Annotated in this window: 15 protein-coding genes; 11 read left to right on the top strand and 4 right to left on the bottom strand. The window is 72.1% G+C overall.

Going from position 1 to position 19,734, the window contains the following annotated elements; translation table 11 throughout:
- Positions 1–15 precede the first annotated feature (15 nt).
- A complete protein-coding gene (locus ACYVLJ_RS09650) occupies positions 16–1,923 on the top strand; it encodes a TNT domain-containing protein (protein ID WP_460438373.1) in 1,908 nt (635 codons plus the stop codon).
- Here ACYVLJ_RS09650 and ACYVLJ_RS09645 read toward each other — a convergent pair.
- From ACYVLJ_RS09645 to ACYVLJ_RS09635, 3 genes are all read right to left on the bottom strand, one after another.
- Complete coding sequence (locus ACYVLJ_RS09645; RefSeq protein WP_460438372.1) at positions 1,910–2,752, bottom strand: class I SAM-dependent methyltransferase; 843 nt, start codon at positions 2,750–2,752, stop codon at positions 1,910–1,912. The genes ACYVLJ_RS09650 and ACYVLJ_RS09645 overlap by 14 nt on opposite strands.
- Positions 2,753–2,764: 12 nt before the next feature.
- Positions 2,765–4,093, bottom strand: a complete 1,329-nt coding sequence (locus tag ACYVLJ_RS09640) for a sensor histidine kinase (RefSeq protein ID WP_460438371.1) — start codon at positions 4,091–4,093, stop codon at positions 2,765–2,767.
- Positions 4,094–4,195: 102 nt separating this feature from the next.
- The gene (locus ACYVLJ_RS09635; RefSeq protein ID WP_451970739.1) at positions 4,196–5,638 is read right to left on the bottom strand and encodes a CCA tRNA nucleotidyltransferase; all 1,443 of its coding nucleotides are present in this window, start codon (positions 5,636–5,638) and stop codon (positions 4,196–4,198) included.
- Positions 5,639–5,739: 101 nt separating this feature from the next.
- On the opposite strand from ACYVLJ_RS09635, the gene ACYVLJ_RS09630 reads away from it, so the two are divergent.
- The 9 genes from ACYVLJ_RS09630 to ACYVLJ_RS09590 all read left to right on the top strand — a co-directional run bounded on the left by ACYVLJ_RS09630 (position 5,740) and on the right by ACYVLJ_RS09590 (position 17,338).
- The gene (locus tag ACYVLJ_RS09630) at positions 5,740–6,294 is read left to right on the top strand and encodes an NUDIX hydrolase (RefSeq protein ID WP_451970742.1); all 555 of its coding nucleotides are present in this window, start codon (positions 5,740–5,742) and stop codon (positions 6,292–6,294) included.
- On the top strand, positions 6,291–8,447 hold the full coding sequence (locus tag ACYVLJ_RS09625) for a DUF6049 family protein (RefSeq protein ID WP_460438370.1): 2,157 nt from the start codon (positions 6,291–6,293) through the stop codon (positions 8,445–8,447). Before ACYVLJ_RS09630 ends, ACYVLJ_RS09625 begins: the two co-directional genes overlap by 4 nt.
- A 1,012-nt stretch (positions 8,448–9,459) precedes the next feature.
- Positions 9,460–11,328 (top strand): murein biosynthesis integral membrane protein MurJ, encoded by a 1,869-nt coding sequence (gene murJ, locus ACYVLJ_RS09620; protein ID WP_451971979.1) that lies wholly within the window; start codon positions 9,460–9,462, stop codon positions 11,326–11,328.
- A gap of 82 nt (positions 11,329–11,410) precedes the next feature.
- Positions 11,411–13,000: a protein kinase family protein gene (locus ACYVLJ_RS09615; protein WP_460438369.1), complete on the top strand. Its 1,590-nt coding sequence runs from the start codon at positions 11,411–11,413 to the stop codon at positions 12,998–13,000.
- A 31-nt stretch (positions 13,001–13,031) separates the two neighbouring features.
- Positions 13,032–13,655 (top strand): RNA polymerase sigma factor SigM, encoded by a 624-nt coding sequence (gene sigM / locus ACYVLJ_RS09610; protein ID WP_451970754.1) that lies wholly within the window; start codon positions 13,032–13,034, stop codon positions 13,653–13,655.
- A complete protein-coding gene (locus ACYVLJ_RS09605) occupies positions 13,652–14,425 on the top strand; it encodes a hypothetical protein (RefSeq protein ID WP_460438368.1) in 774 nt (257 codons plus the stop codon). The genes sigM and ACYVLJ_RS09605 overlap by 4 nt, the downstream gene beginning before the upstream one ends.
- Before the next feature lie 138 nt (positions 14,426–14,563).
- Positions 14,564–15,556, top strand: a complete 993-nt coding sequence (gene trxB / locus ACYVLJ_RS09600) for a thioredoxin-disulfide reductase (protein ID WP_451970761.1) — start codon at positions 14,564–14,566, stop codon at positions 15,554–15,556.
- 36 nt (positions 15,557–15,592) lie between these two features.
- A complete protein-coding gene (gene trxA, locus ACYVLJ_RS09595; RefSeq protein WP_072475336.1) occupies positions 15,593–15,916 on the top strand; it encodes a thioredoxin in 324 nt (107 codons plus the stop codon).
- 273 nt (positions 15,917–16,189) lie between these two features.
- The gene (locus tag ACYVLJ_RS09590) at positions 16,190–17,338 is read left to right on the top strand and encodes an N-acetylmuramoyl-L-alanine amidase (protein WP_451970764.1); all 1,149 of its coding nucleotides are present in this window, start codon (positions 16,190–16,192) and stop codon (positions 17,336–17,338) included.
- A gap of 199 nt (positions 17,339–17,537) precedes the next feature.
- Here ACYVLJ_RS09590 and ACYVLJ_RS09585 read toward each other — a convergent pair whose 3' ends face one another.
- On the bottom strand, positions 17,538–18,182 hold the full coding sequence (locus ACYVLJ_RS09585; RefSeq protein ID WP_451970767.1) for a GNAT family N-acetyltransferase: 645 nt from the start codon (positions 18,180–18,182) through the stop codon (positions 17,538–17,540).
- 213 nt (positions 18,183–18,395) lie between these two features.
- Between ACYVLJ_RS09585 and ACYVLJ_RS09580 the strand changes: the two genes are divergently transcribed.
- Positions 18,396–19,715 carry an aminotransferase-like domain-containing protein gene (locus tag ACYVLJ_RS09580; RefSeq protein ID WP_451970770.1) on the top strand — a complete coding sequence of 440 codons (1,320 nt, stop codon included), beginning with the start codon at positions 18,396–18,398 and terminating at the stop codon, positions 19,713–19,715.
- Positions 19,716–19,734: the final 19 nt, after the last annotated feature.

Below are 19,734 nucleotides of genomic sequence, written 5' to 3'. Positions count from 1 at the left end.
ACGGGGAGGACGAACGTGCGTTACCGGGTTGAGGTGGCCGACCGCCCGGACGGCCTGTACGCGACGTGGGGCGAGGGGACGTTCCGCGCGCAACGGTCGACCACGGACGGCACCGTGCTGCTGTCGGTACTGCCGGAGGAAGAGCCGCCGGAAGGCTTCGACAAGGAGCACGACGGCCGGCCGGCGAAGGTCGTGCCGGCGAGCGAAGTGCCGTCGACGTTCACGCTGCGCACCTTCTGCGAGTTCGACGACGAGGTCTTCGAGGTCGCGCCGGGCGACCGGCCGGAGCTGACCCTGCGCTGGGTCCGCGACGACGCCGCCCGCGCGGCCCAGCTGGGCCTGACCGACTTCTCGGTCACGGTGCCCGCCAAGCAGGTCACCGCGCTGTGGCAGGCGCGGCAGGACTTCACCGAGACGTCGGAGGCGCGGCCGCAGCCGGGCGCCGACGACCAGAACGCGCTGCTGCGCGCCATCGGCCGGACGCTGCTGCACACGGTGCCCGGCGGCTGGGTCCGCGTCGGCGCGCAGTTCCGGCAGGTCGGCGACTACTCCGAGATCGAGGTCCGCGCGGTCGGCGACGAAGACGGCCCAGTGTCGGTCTCGCTGCCCGCGGTGCCGCGGCTCGGCGGGCTCTTCGCGCGGCTGCGCGCGGCGATGTTCCAGGCCGAAGCCGGCACCTGGTTCCAGGGCACGTTCACGCTCGACTCGGCGTCGCAGTTCGACTTCGACTTCGACGCCGACCGCGAGCCGGACTGGCGGGTGCCGCCCAACGACGGCGGCCGCCCGTCGACCGCGGCCTACGAGCTGGAGCTGGCGACCTACCCGCGGGCGCCGAAGCACCTGCCGGCGTGGCTCACCGCCAAGGCCGGGCAGCCGCTCGACACCGTGTTCCGGCACGCGCGGCCCGCCGACTCGCACGCCGAGGGCGAGCGCCCGGTCGTCAACCGGCCGCCGGTGCCGCCGGACCAGGTCCGCGGGGTGCTCGACTACCTGTTCCGCTCGCCGGTCGCGGCGCACCGGCCCGCACCGCTGCCGGACATCTTCGGCGCGCCGGGCGCGAAGCCGGACGTGCCGAACGCGTTCCACACCGACGGCACCTGGATCTGGCCCGCCGCCGTGCCGCACTACCTGCGCAAGTACGGCGTGCCGCCGGAGCCGGAGCTGGTCGAGCACATCCGCGCCGCCGGGTTCCGGCCGCCGTTCGTCGGGGAGCTCGTCCGCGCGACCGCGGAAGCGGAGGTCCTCGGCCAGCCGCGCCCGCCGCAGACGAGCGCCGACCTGCCGGACGAGAGCACGCTGACCCGCGTCGCCCGGGGCGAGCAGGTGCGAACCCTGCGCGGTGCGGAGTCCCTGGAGCTGCTGCAGCAGCGGCTCAACGAGCACGGTGTCCCGGCCGCGGCCTACAAGATCGGCGCCGGTGAGGTGCCCGCCGAGGGCGTCTGGACGCTGCGCCGCGCGGAGAACGGCTGGGAGGTCTCGCGGCCCCCGGCCGACGAGCCGGTGGCGTTCGGCTCGCTCGGCGACGCCGCCCGCTACCTCCTCGGCGTGCTGCTGATGCTGCCGCCGCGGCCGGCCGAAGAGTCCGACCAGCCCACCGACTGGCCGATCCTGCCGATGCGCGGCGAACCGCCGTTGAACTTCTACCGCGGCAAGCGGCTGATCGTGCTCACGCCGGGCACGACGGTCGTGCGGTTCGGCAACGAGACCGGCAACCTGGTGCACGCCGAAGGCGCGCGGTTCATCGACACGTCGCTGGCGTTCGACCGCGAACGCGAGAAGCGGCTCTACCGCATCCAGCGCTCGGTACGGGTGCTGACCGGAGTGACGGCGCCGTGGCAGGCGATGCCGGGCGGCGCGGTGGCGTACCTGCTGCCGCGGCCGATCGCCCAGCACGTCGAGGCGGGCTCGCTCAGCAGGCTGTGACCAGGACGGCGGGCGCCCACCAGTAGTCGGCGAGCGGTTCGACGCCGACCTCGGTGAAGCCCGCCGTCTTCAGCTGCTCGGCCCAGGCCTCGGCCGGCTGTTCCCAGTTCGTCCGCTCCTGGCCGGAGACGATCCCGAGCAGCACCGGCAGCAGGAAACCCTGCGCGACCAGGGACGCGTCGGCGCCGTACTCGGCGACGCCCCGCTCGTAGCGCGCGACGAACGAGCGCAGGTGCTCCGGCGAGCCTTCGGTGAACTCGGGGACGTCGAACTCCGCGAGCACCAGCGTCCCGGTGCGCGGCTGGAGGGCACGCAGCACCTCGGCGCGCTGCTCCGGCTCGATCGACTGCAGCGCGAACGTCGACTGCGTGAAGTCCCAGCCGAGGTCGTCGCGGGCGAGGAACTCCTGCGCGGTCGCCTGCCAGCAGCCGGCCGACGGCACGCGCTCGCGGACGCCGTCGAGCAGCGCGGCCGACGGCTCGACCAGGTCGATCCGGCTGGGCGTGTGGGCGGCCTGCGCGAGCGCGGGCACCACCGCCAGGCCGTCGCCGCAGCCCAGGTCGAGCAGCGATTCCGGCTTGACGGCGTCGTAGCGCGCGGCCAGCTCTTCGCTCAGCCGGCGGTAGAGCTCGACGTTGCCGCCGCCGCGGATGAACGCCGTGAACGCCTCCGGCTGGTCGTACACGGGTCCCGAACGGTCCCCGGCCAGGTGGATCCGCAGCTCCCCGGCGAGCGGCGAGCCGGACCGGCGGGCGAGTTCGGCGGCCTGGTCGCGGTCACCGGAGCGGTAGGCGGCGAGGGCGTCGGCGAGCAGCTCGATCGAGGTCATGATCCGGGGATATCAGAAGGGCACCCACAACGTCACCCGCGTGCCGCCCCCGGCGAGTCCCGACTCGACCCGCGACGTCCCGCCGACCTCCGCCAGCCGCGCGGTGATCGACTCGCTGATGCCGAAGCCCGCCGGGTGGTCAGCCGCACTGAAGCCGCTGCCGTGGTCGCGGGTGATCACGGCGATCCCGCCGTCGCGCTCCTCGACCCGCACGACCACGCGGTCGGTGCCGGAGTGCTTCATCGTGTTCCGCAGCGCCTCGCGCACCGCGTCGCGGATGGCGATCTGGCGGACCTCGGACAGCGTGTCGTCGTCCAATTCGGCCACCACGAGCTGGGCGCGCAGGCCGTCGCGCGCCATCTCGGCGGCGAGCGCGGCGAGCTTTTCGCCCAGCGGCCGGGCGCCGTCCTCGGCCCGCTCGGACGCCGCCGACTCGATCGTGTGCCGGATCTCCATCGCCTGCGCACGCGCCAGCCGCTGGATCTCGACGAGCCGTTCTTCGGCGTTCGACGTGCCGGACAACGCCATCGCCTCGAGCGTCTGCAGCACGGTGTCGTGCAGCATGCGGTGCTGCTGGGCACGCTCGGCGAGCCGGCCGTTGCGGGTCCCGTAGGCCAGGGCCAGCCGCGTGCCGAGCCCGGTCAGCACCAGCGCGGCCGTGGCCAGGAACAGCTCGGCCAGCAGCGCCGAGTACGTCGAGAACGCGGCGCCGACGTGGAACTGGCCGGTGTTGACCCAGTTCGCCAGCATCCGCAGCGGGAAGCTGAGCAGCCCGAACACCAGGCCGCTCGGGACGCCGAGGGCGAGCGTCAGCAGCCCCGCCTCGCCGAAGAGGTGGACGCTGCTGACCGCCAGCGCGTCGAAGTACGCGCCGGACGGCACGGTCAGCGCGAGGACCAGCGGCGAAAGCACGGTGAAGACGAGGTCGGCGGCCAGCAGCTTCCCGGCGTTCCGCCCGCGGAACGGCGCCGAGCGGAACATCCAACGGAAGCCGATCACGTTCACCGCGACCGAGAGCAGGGTGAACAGCCCGACCGGCAGCAGCCCGGTCGTGCCGTGCTGGAAGACGTAGACGCCGAACTGGCCGGGCACCGCGAGCAGCCGGTAGGCCAGCGGGATGAGCACGACGTAGCGGGTGGCGCGCAGCAGCAGGCCGTCCCGCCGGGCCGGGTCGATCGGCCCGGCGATCTTCGAGATCCGCTTCAGCGCGTGGATCGGGGTCGGGTCGCCGATCTCGTCCGAAAGCTCGCTGGTCGCCGTCGCGATCGCGGGCGCGCCCTGCCGGAGCAGCGCCACGAAGAAGCTGCCCGGTTTGGGCGGCCCGGGCGCTTCCGTGGACATCGGACGGACAACCCCCTGGTCACGTCGGTGAACCGAGGTTAGGGAGTATCACCGATCCGCGACGGCCAGGTCCAGCGATCCACGGAATTCGGCGTGAATCGGTCAGGATTTCCCGATTCCCTGCTCGGCGGCCCACTTCTTCAGCTCCGCGACGGCGTCGTCGTGCTCCAGCGGCCCACGGTCCAGGCGCAGCTCCTTGAGGAACTTCCACGCCTTGCCGACGTCCGGCCCCGGCTTGATGCCCAGCAGCTCCATGATCTGCTCGCCGTTGAGGTCCGGCCGCACGCGGTCGAGGTCCTCCTTGGCCTTGAGCGCGGTGATGCGGGCCTCGAGGTCGTCGTACGTCGCCTGCAGCGCCGCGGCCTTCCGGCGGTTGCGGGTGGTGCAGTCGGCGCGGACGAGCTTGTGCAGCCGGGTCAGCAGGGGCCCGGCGTCGGTGACGTACCGGCGGACCGCCGAGTCCGTCCACTCGCCCTTGCCGTAGCCGTGGAACCGCAGGTGGAGGAACACGAGCTGGGAGACGTCGTCGACGATCTCCTTCGAGTACTTCAGGGCCCGCAAACGTTTGCGGGCCATCCGCGCCCCGACGACCTCGTGGTGGTGGAAGCTCACCCCGCCGCCCGGCTGGAACTCCCGCGTCGCCGGCTTGCCGACGTCGTGCAGCAGCGCCGCCAGCCGCAGGATCAGGTCCGGCTCCGACGTCGGCTCGTGCGTCTTCTCCAGGTCGATCGCCTGGGCCAGCACGGTCAGCGAGTGCTGGTAGACGTCCTTGTGCTGGTGGTGCTCGTCGATCGCCAGCCGCATCCCGGTGACCTCGGGCAGCACCCGGTCGGCCAGCCCGGTGTCGGCCAGCAGCTCCAGGCCCGGCCGCGGGTCGTCGGCCAGCAGCAGCTTCGACAGCTCGGCCTGCACGCGCTCGGCGGTGATCCGGTCGATCTCGCCCGCCATCGCGGTCATCGCGTCGACCACCCGCGGCGCCGCGGTGAAGCCCAGCTGCGCGGCGAACCGGGCGGCCCGCAGCATCCGCAGCGGGTCGTCGGCGAACGACTCCTGCGGCGTCGCCGGTGTGTCGAGCACCTTCTCCCGCAGCGCGCTCAGCCCGTCGTGCGGGTCGATGAACGTCTTGGTCGCCAGCTCGACGGCCATCGCGTTGACCGTGAAGTCGCGGCGCAGCAGGTCACCCTCGATGCTGTCGCCGAAGGTGACCTCGGGGTTGCGGCCCACGCGGTCGTAGCTGTCGGCCCGGAACGTCGTGATCTCGAGCTGCATGCCCTTCTTCGTGACGCCGACCGTGCCGAACGCGATGCCGACGTCCCAGACCGCGTCGCCCCACTCGCTGACGATCTTCAGCACCCGGTCGGGCCGCGCGTCCGTGGTGAAGTCGAGGTCGCCGGAGCGCCGGCCGAGCAGCGCGTCGCGCACGCTGCCGCCGACGAGGTACAGGCGGTGTCCCGCCCTGGCGAACCTCTCGGCCAGTTCGTCCGCCAGGGGGGAGAGCCGCATCAGCTCGACCACCGCGTTCTCCTTGGCGACCACGTCGTTCACGAAAATCCCACTACGTTCCAGGTGCGATTTACTACAGGCACCACCGGACAGGACACGGAGAGCCAGCCTACCGGGGCAACCGTTTGCTCTAGCATCGCAGCATGTCTGGATCAGCCGGCCGCCCCGGCGCCTCGAAGCCGCGCAGGCGGCGCAGGCGTCAGCGCGGCAGGCGTCTGACCACGGTCGACGAGACGTCGGCCGGTGGCCTCGTGGTGGACGCCGAGCGCGAACAGGCGGTGCTGATCGGCCGGCTGGACCGGCACGGCAGACTGCTCTGGTCGCTGCCCAAGGGCCACATCGAGGACGGTGAGACAGTGGAGCAGACCGCCGTGCGCGAGGTGCGGGAGGAAACCGGCATCGACGCGCGGGTGCTGCGCCCGCTGGGGACCATCGACTACTGGTTCGTGGCGGAGCGGCGGCGCATCCACAAGACCGTGCACCACTTCCTGCTCGAAGCGCTCGGCGGCGAGCTGTCCGACGAAGACGTCGAGGTCACCGAGGTGGCCTGGGTCCCGCTGGCCGAGCTGGAGACCAAGCTGGCCTACTCCGACGAGCGGAAGCTCGTCCGGAAGGCCGGCCCACTGATCGAGGAACTTTTCGCGCGCCCGGACGTCCACGGACGAGACGAGCACGCCCCTGAGGGAGCCCCCGAGTGAAGCGGTTCGCCGCAGCCTTCCTTTCCGTCCTCTTCCTGGCCGTCCCCGCCCTCGCCGGGGCCACCGTGGCCCAGGCGGAGGAAGGCGCCCGCCTTCGCGTCGACCTGACGCAGCTCAACCCGCGCGTCATCACGAGCTCGACGACGACGTTGACCGTCGCCGGCAAGGTGACCAACACCGGCGACCGGAAGGTCACGCGCCCGCAGGTCCGCCTGCAGGTCGGCGACCGGCAGACGACGTCCCGCGGGATCGGCGACGTGCTCTCCGGCGCCGTCATCAAGGACTCCCCGCTGACCGAGTTCACCTCGCTCGCGGACGTGCTGGAGCCGGGACAGAGCGCGCCCCTGGCCATCACCGTGAACCTGACCGGCGCGAAGGCGGCGCAGCTCAGCCGCCCCGGCGTCTACCCGCTGCTGGTGAACGTGAACGGGACGCCCGAGTTCGGCGGGCCGGCGCGGCTGGCCGCGGTCAGCATGCTGATGCCCGTGCTGTCCGGGGCGGGCAAAACGGCCGGGCATTCGTCGGCGGGCGCGCCGAGCATGACCCTGCTCTGGCCGCTGACCAGCAGCGTCCCGCAGGTCTACGCGGCGCCGTTCGGCCAGCCGCTGGTGCTGCGCGACGACCGGCTGGCCGACGAGATCGGCCCCGACGGCCGGCTGAACGCGCTGGTCACGTCCGCGTCGACGGCCGTGCAGAGCGACCCGAACCTCGCCCGGTCCATGTGCTTCGCGCTCGACCCGGACCTGCTGGCCACGGTCGAGGCGATGAGCGGCGGCTACCAGGTCCACACGGAGGCCGGGAACGTCGCCGGCAGGGGCGCCGAGACCGCGAAGACGTGGCTCGCGTCACTCCGGGCGCTGCTGGTCGGCCGCTGCGCGGTGGCGATGCCGTTCGCCGACGCCGACCTGAACACCGTCTCGCAGATCCGCCCCGGCGACACCTCGCTGGTGACCCGCGCGGCCGCGGGCGCGGCGACGATCCAGCAGCTGGCCGGCGTCACGCCGCAGACCGGGGTGCTCTGGCCGGACGGCACGCTCAACGATGCGGTGCTCACCGCGCTGACCCAGGCCGGCGTCCGCACGGTGCTCACGGACGCGGGGAGGCTCGCGCCCGCCGCGGCCGGCGGCGGGGTCACCGTGCAGGGCAGCACCGTGCGGGCCCAGCCGACCGACTCGCTGATCTCCTCGGCCATGACGGGCGTGCCGAGCGTGCCCGACTCGGTCACCGTCGCGGCCAGCACCGAGCGGGCCATCTCGAGCCAGAACGGGCTCGGCGCCCTCGCCTTCCGCGCCGGCCTCGGCCAGCCCGCCGGGCAGGAACGCCCCGACCACCTGCTCGTCGCGCCGCCCCGGCGGTGGGACGCCCCGGCCGCCGAGCTCACGGCGTACCTGCAGCAGGTCGGCAACTACCTCAACGCCGGGCTGGTCACGGCGACCTCGCTCCCGACGCTGCTGGCCGCCGACCCGGGCGGCTCCAGCGCGGTCGGCGACGGCGGGGAGAACCCGGACGCGAGCACCGACCCGTCGGTCGTCTCGACCCTCGCGGACATCGACGGCAAGGCCGCCGGGATGGCCTCCTCGATGCAGCTCGACCCCACCAAACGGGTGAAACCGGACGACGTCGTCGCCCCGGTCCGGCTGGCCGAGCTGCGCGGCGCGTCGGCCGGCTGGCGGGGCCTGCCCGCCGACGCGGCCACCGCGAACGCGACCGCCGAGATCACGGCGATCAGCTCACGGGTGACCGTCTCCCAGCCGCAGCAGACGATCGCGCTGGCGTCGGGCAACTCGCCACTGCCGGTGTACGTGGTCAACGACCTCCCGGTCGGGATCACGGCCCGGTTCACCCTGGACAACAACACCGGCCTGCGCGCGGACGACACGAGCGTCCGCTCGTTCCCGGCGGGCGGCGGCCGGAACTACTTCCTCCCGGTCGAGGCACTGCGGGCCGGCCGGTTCAGCGTCGATGTGTCGTTGAGCACGCCCACCGGTACCCCGCTCGGGTCACCCGCGCGGTTCGAACTGACGTCCACCGAGTACGGCGCGATCACCATCATCGCGACCGTTGCCGCAGGTGTGGCGCTGCTCCTGCTCGCCTCGCGCCGGATCTACCGGCGGGTGAAGGACGCCCGCGCGGGTCGCGACATAGTGGACTGATCGGTCGGGGTTCGCGTGTTCCGGGCGGTTCCCGATTACCCTTGGTCCGCACGTGCGCGGCACCGGGCCGCGGCACCGGAGACGAGCACCGAGGATTGGGCACGCGTTGGAGAGAGAGCCGGGCTTACCACCCGAGCGTGCGAGTCGTCCTCGGCGCGAAGGCGCTCCGCCCCCGCAACGGACTGACGGGCCGCCTCGAGCGTCCCAGCCGGCCCGCCGCCAGCAGCCGCCTCCGCCACCGGAGCGCGGCCGCCGCCAGGCGCCCCGCAACGGACGCCCGCGCCAGCTCCCACCCGAAGACGCCACGGTCCGCGACCAACGCCCGATCCGCGAGGACGGCCCACCCCCGCGCGACCGCCGCCGCCGCGACGACCGGCCCCGCGAAGACTGGCCCCCGGAAGACCGCGCACCGCGCGAAGCCCGCCCGCGCCGCGAGGACCGGCCCGCCGACGACCGCCCGCGCCGCGACGAGCGCCCCCGCGACGAGTGGCCCGCCGACGACCGCCCCCACCGGGACGAACGACCTCGCGAGGACCGGCAGCGTCGCGAAGAGTGGCCCGCCGAAGATCGCCCGCGCCGCGACGAGCGGCCTCGTGACGACCGGTCGCTGGAGGACCGCCCGCGCCGCGACGAGCGCCTACGTGAGGACTGGCCCGCCGAAGATCGGCCGCGCCGGGACGACTGGCCGCCGGAAGACCGGCTGCCGCGTGAGGACCGGCCGCCGCGCCGCGTCCCGCCACCGGGCCCGCCCCCGCGCGGCGGGCAACCGCCCCGCAACGCCGGTGGCCCGGCGCCCACCCGCATCCAGCCGGTGCCGCCGCCGCAGAACCCGGTAGGCCCGGCATCGCAGGGTCAGCAGGGCCCGCCACCGCAGAACCCGCCGGGCTCACCGCTCCAGCCGGGCTCGCCGGTCCAGCCAGGCTCACCGGGCACGCCGGTCCAGCCTGGTCCGCCGGTCCAGCAGGGTCCGCCTTCGCAGCAGGGGCGGCTCCCGCAGCCGTCCCAGCCGATGGTGCCGCCCGGGACTCCGCCGCCGGGCACGCCCGTGCCCCCGCGCGGCCGCGCGCCCCGGCGTCCGGCGCCGGTGCGGCCGTGGCAGGAGGAGGCCCAGCGCCCGCCCGACCCGGAGGCCACGCGGTTCATCCCGCGCACCGCCGGCGTCCCGATGAACTCGCGCTGGCCGGTCGCCGACCCGGACGTCATGCGCCCCTACGACGCGCTGGCCACCCAGGTCATGCCGGCCCTCAAGGGGCCGCTGGTCAAGCCGAGGCCGGACGAAGAGGCGCCGGCCAAGGCGCCGTCGCTGGCGAAGGCGTCCGGCCGGATGGCGATCGCGTCGCTGATCAGCCGGATCACCGGCTTCCTGTGGAAGCTGCTGCTGGTCGGCGCGATCGGCCAGGGCATCGCGAACGACTCGTTCAACGTCGCCAACACGATGCCGAACATCATCTTCGAGCTGCTGATGGGTGGCGTGCTCGCGAGCGTGGTGGTGCCGCTGCTCGTCCGCTCGCAGGACGAGCCCGACGGCGGCGCGGCCTACACGCAGCGCCTGATCACCGTGGCGTTCACCCTGCTGCTGGTCGGCACGCTGGTGGCGGTGGTCGCGGCGCCGGCGTTCACCAGCCTGTACGTCGACGGCTCCGGCAAGGCCAGCCCGTCGCTGACCACGGCGTTCGCCTACCTGCTGCTGCCCGAGATCTTCTTCTATGGCGTGTTCGCGCTGCTCTCGGCGGTGCTGAACGCCAAGCAGATCTTCGGTCCGACCGCGTGGGCGCCGGTGATCAACAACCTGGTGGTCATCTTCACGATCCTGGTCGTCTGGGTCATGCCCGGCGACATCGACACCGCGCACCCGTCGATCACCGACCCGAAGGTGCTGACGCTCGGCATCGGCGTCACCGGCGGCATCGTCGCCCAGGCCATCCTGCTGGTCCCGCCGCTGCTGCGGTCCGGCTTCCGGTTCAAGTGGCGCTGGGGCATCGACAAGCAGATGAAGGAGTTCGGCGGCCTCGCGCTCTGGATCCTCGGGTACGTCGCGGTCAGCCAGATCGGCTACACGATCAACACGCGCGTCCTGACCAGCGGTTCACCCGGTGGTGTGACGGCCTACAGCAACGCCTGGCTGCTCTTCCAGCTGCCGTACGGCGTCATCGGCGTCTCGCTGCTGACGGCGATCATGCCGCGGATGAGCCGCGCGGCCGCCGACGGCGACCACAAGAAGCTGATCGGCGACCTGTCCTACGCGTCGCGGATCTCGACGGTGATGCTCGTCCCGATCTCCGCGGTGATGACCGTGGTCGGCGGCTCGATCGGCATCGCGCTGTTCACGTTCGGCAAGGGCACGGTCGACACGGCCGAGCGGCTCGGCGACGCGCTGGCCATCTCGGCGTTCGCACTGCTGCCGTACGCGCTGGTGATGCTCCAGATGCGCGTCTTCTACGCGATGAAGGACGCGCGGACGCCGACGCTGATCATGATCGTGATGACGCTGGTCAAGGTGCCGCTGCTGTACCTGTGCCCGGTGCTGCTGTCGCCGGACAACGTCGTGCTCGGCGTCATGATGGTCAACGCGCTGACGTTCGTCGTCGGCGCGATCCTGGGCCAGGTGTGGCTCTGGGTGACGCTGGGTAACCTGCGGAGCAAGCGGGTGATCGGCGTGATCCTCTTCACGGTCGTGGCGAGCGGGCTCGGCGTCGGCGCGGCCTGGGTGGCCGGCCAGGTCGTGCCGGACTCGTTCGGGCCGACGCTGCAGGCGTGGGTCAAGCTCTTCCTGCAGGGCATCGTCGGCATCGTCGTCTCGTTCGGCGTGCTGATGGCGCTCAAGGTGGAGGAGCTGAAACCGGCGACTTCGAGGTTCACCCGGTTGATCAAGCGGGGGTAACGATTCCGGTACGGATGGCGACGACTCCCGCGTCGTATTCTGGGTACCCTCGAAAACGGGGATCGAGCGGGAGCGAGTGAGGGTGGACACGAGGCGGAGCGAACAGGCGGGGGGTGCGAACCACGTGGGCAAGGCCCAGGTCGGATCGCTGGCCCCCGGGCGTGTGGTCGGCGACGGCCGCTACCGCCTCCTCGCGCAGTTCGGCGTGGACGAGCGGGGTGACGCCCACCTTTGGCGCGCCCGGGACGGGCAGCTGAAGCGGGACGTCGCACTGACGCTGCTGGTCGGCGACCCGGCCGACCCCGAAGCGGCCCGCCAGGCCCGGCGCACCCTCGAACGCGCCACGCACGCGTCCAAGTTCGGCCACGGCGGTGTCGCCCGCGTGCTCGACGTCCTCGCGCTCGGCAGTGGCATCACCTCCAGCGAAGGCCTGCTCGGCGTGGTGGTCGCCGAGTGGACCAAGGGCAGCGACCTGGTCGACCTCGTCGCGCAGCGCCCGGTGGCCCCCGGCGCGGCCGCGCGGATGGTCCAGGCGCTGGCCGAAGCCGTCGAACAGGCCCACCAGAACGGGCTCGTCCTCGGGCTCGACCACCCGCAGCGGCTGCGGCTGACGCCGAACGGCGCGCTGAAGCTCGCGTTCCCCGGCCCGCTGCCGGAGGCGACGCTGCGCGACGACGTCAAGGCGCTCGGCGCGGTCCTCTACCTGCTGCTGACCGGCCGCTGGGCGCTGCCCGGCGGCCCGCCCGCGATCCCGCCGGCCCCGATGTCGCCACAGGGCCGGATCGTCCCGCCGCGCCAGCTGGTGCCGACGGTCCCGGCGGACCTGTCGTCGCTGGCCGTGCGCACGATCGAGGACGGCGGCAACGGCGGCATCCGCACCAGCGCGGCCATCCTGCGCGTCCTCGACCAGGTGGCCGAGGAGGAAGAGCGCACCCAGCTGATCAAGGCCGTCGGCGGCGACCCGGCCGAGCCCGAGGGCACGGTCTGGACCACGAAGAAGCCGGTCAAGGACGTCGCGCGGCGGCGCAAGCTCGCCCTCGGCGTCACCGTGCTGGTGGTCGCGACCGTCGTCATCCTCGCCTGGGGCGGGCTGATGCTGATCAACGTCTTCCAGGGCGACTCGAAGGCGAGCGGGCCGACGATCAACGTCGCGGCGCCGCCGGCGTCGAGCCAGTCCGCCGCCCCGCCGCCCGCGTCGTCGTCGCCGCCGCCGCCGTCGTCGGCCGCGCTGGGCGCCCCGGTGGACCCGAAGGCCGTGGCCGTCTACAACCCCGAGGGCAAGGGCGACAACCCCGGCCGGGCGAAGAACGCGATCGACGGCGACCCCGGCACGGTGTGGAAGACCGAGCAGTACAAGCAGCAGTTCCCGACCATCAAGCCCGGGGTCGGGCTCGTCGTCACGTTCCAGGACCCGATCAACCTGAGCCAGGTCAAGGTCAGCGGCGGCACCGCGGGCACGAAGGTCGAGATCCGCTCGGCGACCGAGAAGAACCCCGACTTGGCGGACACGAAGGTGGTCGGCAACGGCGACCTCCAGGACGGCGACACGACGATCCCGCTCGCCCAGCCGACGCAGGGCCAGTTCTTCATCATCTGGATCACCCAGCTCGGCGGCAGCGACGGCGAGTACCTCACCCAGATCGGTGACCTGACCTTCCTGCCTGCGGGGTGACGCACCCGACAGGGTCAGTAGGCTCTGCCGGGTGACAGCTGCAGCTCCCACGGATGCGGATCTGATAGCGGCTCACGCCGCGGGGGACCCTCATGCGTTCAGCGAACTCGTCCAGCGACATCGCGACCGCATGTGGGCTGTCGCCCTGCGCACGGTCCGGGACCCGGAGGAGGCCGCGGACGCGTTGCAGGACGCGTTCATCTCGGCTTTCCGGGCCGCGGACAAGTTCCGCGCGGAGTCGCAGGTCACCACGTGGCTGCACCGGATCGTGGTGAACGCCTGCCTCGACCGGATCCGCCGCCGCCAGGCCCGGCCGACCGTGCCGCTGCCGGAGACCGGCTTCAACGAGCCGGCCACCCCGCGCGACTCGATGGCCGAGCGGGAGACCAGCCTGCTGGTGCGGCAGGCGCTGGACCAGCTGCCCGAGGACCAGCGGGCTCCGATCCTGCTCGTCGACGTCGAGGGGTACTCGGTCGCCGAGACCGCGAAGATGCTCGGCATCGCCGAAGGCACCGTGAAGAGCCGGTGCGCGCGCGGCCGGGGAAAACTCGCGAAGGTTCTCGGACACCTGCGGAACCCCGATGCGATTGCGAACGTCCCAACTCACGAAAGCAAACGGGCCGGGCGTCAGCCGGGTAGCGGGGAGGGACGATGACGGACGAAAGCCGGGGGATCGGGGGGACCGTCGGTCCGCCCTGGTCTGTCGACGTGCTCGCCGATCTCCACGCCGGTGTCCTGGACGAGACGCGGGCGGCGGAGCTGTGGCCCCTGGTCAACGCCGATCCCGAAGCCCGCGCGATCCTCGACGCCCTCGACTCGACGCAGTCCGACCTCGCCTCGCTCGCCGACGCGCCCGCCCCGCCGATGCCCGCGGAGTTCGCCGCCCGGCTGGACGCGGCGCTGGCCGCCGAAGCAGCGGCCAGGTTTCCGCGCCAGGCAGGTCCGGCACCGCAGGACGCCCAGGTGGTGGACCTCGCGGCGGCCCGGCGGCGCCGGAACAAGCGGCTCGGCTGGGCCGCCGGCGTCCTGACCGCGGCCGCGGCGGCGATCGTCGCCGTGACGGTCGCGATCCCGTCGACGTCGCAGCAGAGCGGCACGCCGAACGTGGCCGCCCCGGCACCCACGGGCCCGTCGGTCGACAGCGACGGCAGCGGCGCGCAGGCCCTGATCGGCAAGGCGGTCGGCGTCCGCGACTTCGGCCCCCTGCAGAACGAGGACCGGCTGGACGCGTGCATCGCGGCCGCCGGGCTCGACCCGAAGGTGCGGCCCGAGGGCATCCGCCCGGTCAACGTCGGCGGCAAGGCCGGCGTCATGATCATCCTGACCACCGGAAAGCTCGCCCAGTTCCGGCTCGTGGCCTTCGGCGCGGACTGCGGCCCCGGCAACCCGGCTGTGCTGTTCGACAAGGTCGTCGGGGAGAAGTAGCGGCTGTGACATCCGGGGCTCCGCCCCGGTCCCGGGGCTCCGCCACCCGGAACCCCCATGAGCGCTGTCACGGCTGGGAACATGGCCACCTACGATCGTGTTGAGCCTGGTACAGGTCACTACGAGCGGAGGTCACGGGTGGCTGCCGAAGAAATCAGGAACCTGATCGTCGTCGGGTCGGGTCCTGCCGGATACACCGCTGCCGTTTACGCGGCACGAGCCCAGCTGGAACCGCTGGTGTTCGAGGGCACGCAGTTCGGCGGCGCGCTGATGACGACGACCGAGGTCGAGAACTTCCCCGGGTTCCGCGACGGCATCATGGGTCCGGACCTGATGGAGGAGATGCGCAAGCAGGCCGAGCGCTTCGGCGCCGAGCTGCGCGCGGAGGACGTCGAGTCGCTCGAGCTGACCGGGGACGTCAAGTACGTCGTCGCGAACGGCAAGCGCTACGCCGCCCGCGCGGTCATCCTCGCCATGGGTGCCGCGGCGCGGTACCTGAACGTGCCGGGCGAGCAGGAGCTGCTCGGCCGCGGCGTCTCGGCCTGTGCGACCTGTGACGGCTTCTTCTTCCGCGACCACGACATCGTGGTCGCCGGCGGTGGCGACTCGGCGATGGAGGAGGCGACCTTCCTGACGAAGTTCGCGAAGTCCGTCACGATCGTCCACCGGCGCGACGAGTTCCGCGCGTCCAAGATCATGCTCGAGCGCGCCCGCGCGAACGAGAAGATCAAGTGGCAGCTGAACTCGCAGATCACCGGGGTGCTCGGCGACGGCAAGGTCGAGGGCCTGCAGCTCAAGGACACCAAGGACGGCTCCGAGTCGACGCTCGACGTGTCGGGCTTCTTCGTCGCCATCGGTCACGACCCCCGCAGCCAGCTGGTCAAGGGGCAGGTCGACCTGGACGAGGACGGCTACGTCATCACCAAGGGGCGCAGCTCCTACACGAACCTCGACGGCGTCTTCGCGGCCGGCGACCTGGTCGACCGCACCTACCGCCAGGCGATCACCGCGTCCGGCTCGGGGTGCAGCGCCGCGATCGACGCGGAACGATGGCTCGCGGAGCACGGCGAGTCGGCGGCGCACGAGGCGGCCGAGCTCGTCGGCGGCGGCTACGGCGCGGGCACCAACTGACTTTCCGGCGTTCAACCACCCCTTGGAGGAGAAACCATGGCCAACACCGTCAAGGTGACCGACGCGACGTTCGTCGACGAGGTCCTGACCAGCGAGAAGCCCGTCCTGGTCGACTTCTGGGCCACCTGGTGCGGCCCGTGCAAGATGGTCGCCCCGGTGCTCGAGGAGATCGCGGCCGAGAAGGGTGACAAGCTCACCATCGCCAAGATCGACATCGACGAGAACCCGAACACGCCGCGTGACTACCAGGTGATGTCGATCCCGACGCTGATCCTGTTCCAGGGCGGCAAGCCGGTGAAGCAGATCGTGGGCGCGAAGCCGAAGGCCGCGCTGCTCTCGGATCTCGCCGACGTCCTCTGACGCGGACCACACCCGGCGGACCCGGGGCCTGCGGGAACCCTCCCGCGGACCCCGGGTTCCGTACGTTCGGGGGTAATGCGCCCGGTGTGGGTGAATCGAGCGTGACGAGGACCACCGGGAGTGCTCCACTATCGGGCTCTTGACGCACCTACCGGGCCTGCGCTGTCACCGAGAGTTGGCAAGGCACAATAGAGGACCTGGGCCCGTCCCAGCGAAGGTTTTCTTGCCACGCACCGAGCCTCCGGTCGGTGCCCTAGGAAGAGCGAGGAGTGCATGCGGGTACTCCGCCGCGGTGACGCCGGTCCGGACGTCGCCGAGATCAGGTCCATCCTGGCCGGGATGGACCTGCTCCCGCCGGTCACCGGTACCGACGGCTACGACACGTTCGACGTCGCCGTGGAGCACGCCGTCCGTGCCTTCCAGCAGCGCCGTGGGCTGATGACCGACGGCCTCGTGGGTCCGGCGACCTTCCAGGCGCTCAAGGGCGCCAGCTACCACCTGGGCAGCCGGCTGCTGTCCTACTCGATCGCCGCGCCGGTGCACGGCGACGACGTCTTCACGCTGCAGGAGCGCCTGACCGAGCTCGGCTTCGACGCCGGCCGCCCCGACGGCTACTTCGGCCCGGCGACCGAGCGCGCGCTCAAGACGTTCCAGCGCGACATGCGGCTCTCGCCGGACGGCATGTGCGGCCCGGCGACCATCCGCGAGCTGCACCGCCTGTCCTCGCCGCGGGCCCGGGGCGGCCGTCCTGTGTTCCTGCGCGAGCAGGAGCAGGTGCGCCAGGCCGGTCCGCGCCTGCGCGGCAAGCGCATCGTGATCGACCCCGGCCACGGCGGCGACGACCTCGGCGTGGTCGCGAACGGCCTGCGTGAGGCCGACATCTCCTGGGACCTCGCCCGGCGCCTGGAAGGCCGGATGAAGGCCACGGGCATGGAGGCGCTGATCTCCCGCGGCCCGAACCACAGCCCGACGGAGCTGGAGCGCGCCCGCTTCGCGAACGACGCGGGTGCCGACCTGTTCCTCTCCCTGCACAGCGACGGCAACCGCTCGCCGCGGGCCCAGGGCATCGCGAGCTTCCACTTCGGCACCGGCAACGGCACCACGTCCACCGTCGGTGAACTGCTGGCCGGCTTCATCCAGCGCGAGGTCGCGGCCCGCACCGGCATGCTGGACAACCGCACGCACTACAAGACGTGGGAGATCTTCACCCGCACCCGCTGCCCGGCCGTCCGGGTCGAGATCGGCTACCTGACGAACCCGGACGACGCCCGCAAGCTCGGCGACCCGGCGTTCCGCGACATCGTCGCCGAGGGCATCCTGATCGCCGTCAAGCGGCTGTACCTGCTCGGCGAAGGCGACCAGCCGACGGGAACGTTCACGTTCGCCGACGTCCTGGCGCACGAGCTCGCGAAGGCCGAATAGGGCCGACCACAACCCCTAGCGGCTCACCTTCACCTGTCCCACCACACCTGGGGACGCGCGCGTGCCGTCCCCAGGTTCGAGGGCAGTTCTCCACAGCTTGTCCACCGCGTCTATCAGCGCTCTGTGGATAACTCGGCACTTCTTCCACAGTCGTGCGCACACGACGGAATCCGTCGGCGCAAACGTTTGCGGGCAGGTGCTACGCGCGGCCGAGGCTGGGCTCGGCGGTGGTGATCGTCACCTGGCCGAGCAGCCGTTCGAGGGCCGCCTCGACGTCTTCCTTCCAGGTGATCGCCGAGCGCAGTTCGAGGCGCAGGCGCGGCCACTTCTGGTGCGGGCGGACGGTCTTGAAGCCGACGCTCTGCAGGAACGCGGCCGGCAGCACGCAGCTGTGCCCGCCGTCCGGATCCAGCTCTTCGGGGCGCGCGTCGCCGAACGCCTCGATCGCGCGCACGCCGCGCTTGGTGAGGTCCTTGGCGACCGCCTGGACCAGCATCCGGCCGAGCCCGCCACCGCGGAACTCCGGCAGCACCTGGAACGCGGTCAGCAGGACGGCGTCCGCGCTCGGCGGCGACGTCGGGAAGGCCAGCGCACGCGGGACGGCGTTCGGCGGGGCGTACAGCACGAACCCGACCGGCAGCGTGTCGCTGTAGACGATGCGGCCGCAGGAGCCCCACTCGAGCAGCACGCTCGAGACCCAGGCTTCCTTCTCGACCTCGGTGGCGCCGAACTCCTCGGCCTGGTTCTTCAGGTGCGGGGCCAGTTCCCAGTAGACGCACCTGCGGCAGCTCTTCGGCAGGTGCTCCAGGTTGTCCAGTGTGACGCCCACGACGCGACGCGACACCCGCGACCTCCCTGACCTGCGCTCCCGACCGGCTGCCCGGTCGTCAAGCCGCGCTTGACCACGGCACGAACACGGGAGCCATGGTCGAGGATAGGCCGATGTGACAAGCGCCGAAAGGCCAGGGGGTCCTGATGGGTGCCCGGTTACACTCGATGGGATCCGCCGTGCTCCTCAGGAGCAGCCCCTGTACACCGAGCCCCGGGTGAATCGTCGATGACCGAGAACCGCCCCAGCAAGCCGCAGAGCGGCCGCCAGAACCTCGACCCGCACCTCGAGCGGTACGCCGCGCGCACCGCCGGGATGACCGCCTCGGAGATCCGGGCGCTGTTCGCGGTGGCCAGCCGGCCCGAGGTCGTCTCGCTCGCCGGCGGCATGCCGAACCTGGCCGCGCTCCCGCTCGACACGCTGTCCGCGCAGGTGGCGGAGATCATCGCGGACGAGGGTCTCGTCGCGCTGCAGTACGGCTCCGCCCACGGCGTCCCGGTGCTGCGCGAGCAGATCTGCGAAATCATGGCCCTGGAAGGCATCAAGGCGCACCCGGACGACGTCGTGGTGACCGTCGGCTCCCAGATGGGCCTGGACATGGTCACGCGGCTGTTCTGCGACCCGGGCGACGTCGTGATCGCCGAAGGCCCGTCGTACGTCGGCGCGCTGGGCTCGTTCGCCGCGTACCAGGCGCAGGTCGTGCACGTCGAGATGGACGACCAGGGCTTGGTGCCCTCGCTGCTGCGCGAGGCGCTCGACCGGACGGAGAAGGCCGGCCGCCGGGTCAAGTTCCTCTACACGATCCCGAACTTCCACAACCCCGCCGGCGTGACGCTGGCCGTCGAGCGCCGCGCGGAGATCCTCGAGATCTGCCGCGAACACGGCGTCCTGGTCGTCGAAGACAACCCGTACGGGTTGCTCGGCTTCGACGGCCAGACGTACCCGGCGCTGCGCTCGACCGACCCCGACAACGTCGTGTACCTCGGCTCGTTCTCCAAGACGTTCGCCTCCGGCCTGCGCGTCGGCTGGGTGCTCGCGCCGCACGCCGTGCGCGAGAAGCTCGTGCTGGCGGCGGAGTCCGCGACGCTGTGCCCGCCGACGCTCAACCAGATGATCGTGTCGCGCTACCTGGCCACCCACGACTGGAAGGGCCAGATCAAGAAGTTCCGCGAGAACTACCGCGAGCGGCGGGACGCGATCCTCTCCGCGCTCGACCAGTACCTGCCCCCGGGCTGCTCGTGGACCAAGCCGGACGGCGGGTTCTACGTCTGGGTGACGGTGCCGGAAGGCGTCGACACGAAGGCGATGCTGCCGCGTGCGGTGACCGCGCGGGTGGCGTACGCGTCCGGCACCGGCTTCTACGCCGACGGCTTCGGCAGCCGCCAGATGCGCCTGTCGTACTGCTACCCGACGCCGGAGCGGATCCGCGAGGGCGTGCGGCGGCTGGCCGCGGTGCTCGAGTCCGAAATGGACCTCGCACGCACCTTCGGTAACGTGAGCGCGCGCCAGATCCAGGGACCGCAGAACCCGTCCCCGGACACGGTCTAAATCTTCGTATAAGGAGTTT

The organism is Amycolatopsis stemonae, assembly GCF_054781455.1.
Note: the sequence above shows the minus strand (reverse complement) of the source record. Positions and strands in the feature narration are given on the sequence as shown.

What these genes read in the sequence shown, in the direction of transcription:
- ACYVLJ_RS09645 (WP_460438372.1), bottom strand. Translation starts at nt 2,752, where the DNA reads ATGACCTCGATCGAGCTGCTCGCCGACGCCCTCGCCGCCTACCGCTCC.
- ACYVLJ_RS09640 (WP_460438371.1), bottom strand. Translation starts at nt 4,093, where the DNA reads ATGTCCACGGAAGCGCCCGGGCCGCCCAAACCGGGCAGCTTCTTCGTG.
- ACYVLJ_RS09630 (WP_451970742.1), top strand. Translation starts at nt 5,740, where the DNA reads ATGTCTGGATCAGCCGGCCGCCCCGGCGCCTCGAAGCCGCGCAGGCGG.
- ACYVLJ_RS09605 (WP_460438368.1), top strand. Translation starts at nt 13,652, where the DNA reads ATGACGGACGAAAGCCGGGGGATCGGGGGGACCGTCGGTCCGCCCTGG.
- trxA (WP_072475336.1), top strand. Translation starts at nt 15,593, where the DNA reads ATGGCCAACACCGTCAAGGTGACCGACGCGACGTTCGTCGACGAGGTC.
- ACYVLJ_RS09590 (WP_451970764.1), top strand. Translation starts at nt 16,190, where the DNA reads ATGCGGGTACTCCGCCGCGGTGACGCCGGTCCGGACGTCGCCGAGATC.
- ACYVLJ_RS09580 (WP_451970770.1), top strand. Translation starts at nt 18,396, where the DNA reads ATGACCGAGAACCGCCCCAGCAAGCCGCAGAGCGGCCGCCAGAACCTC.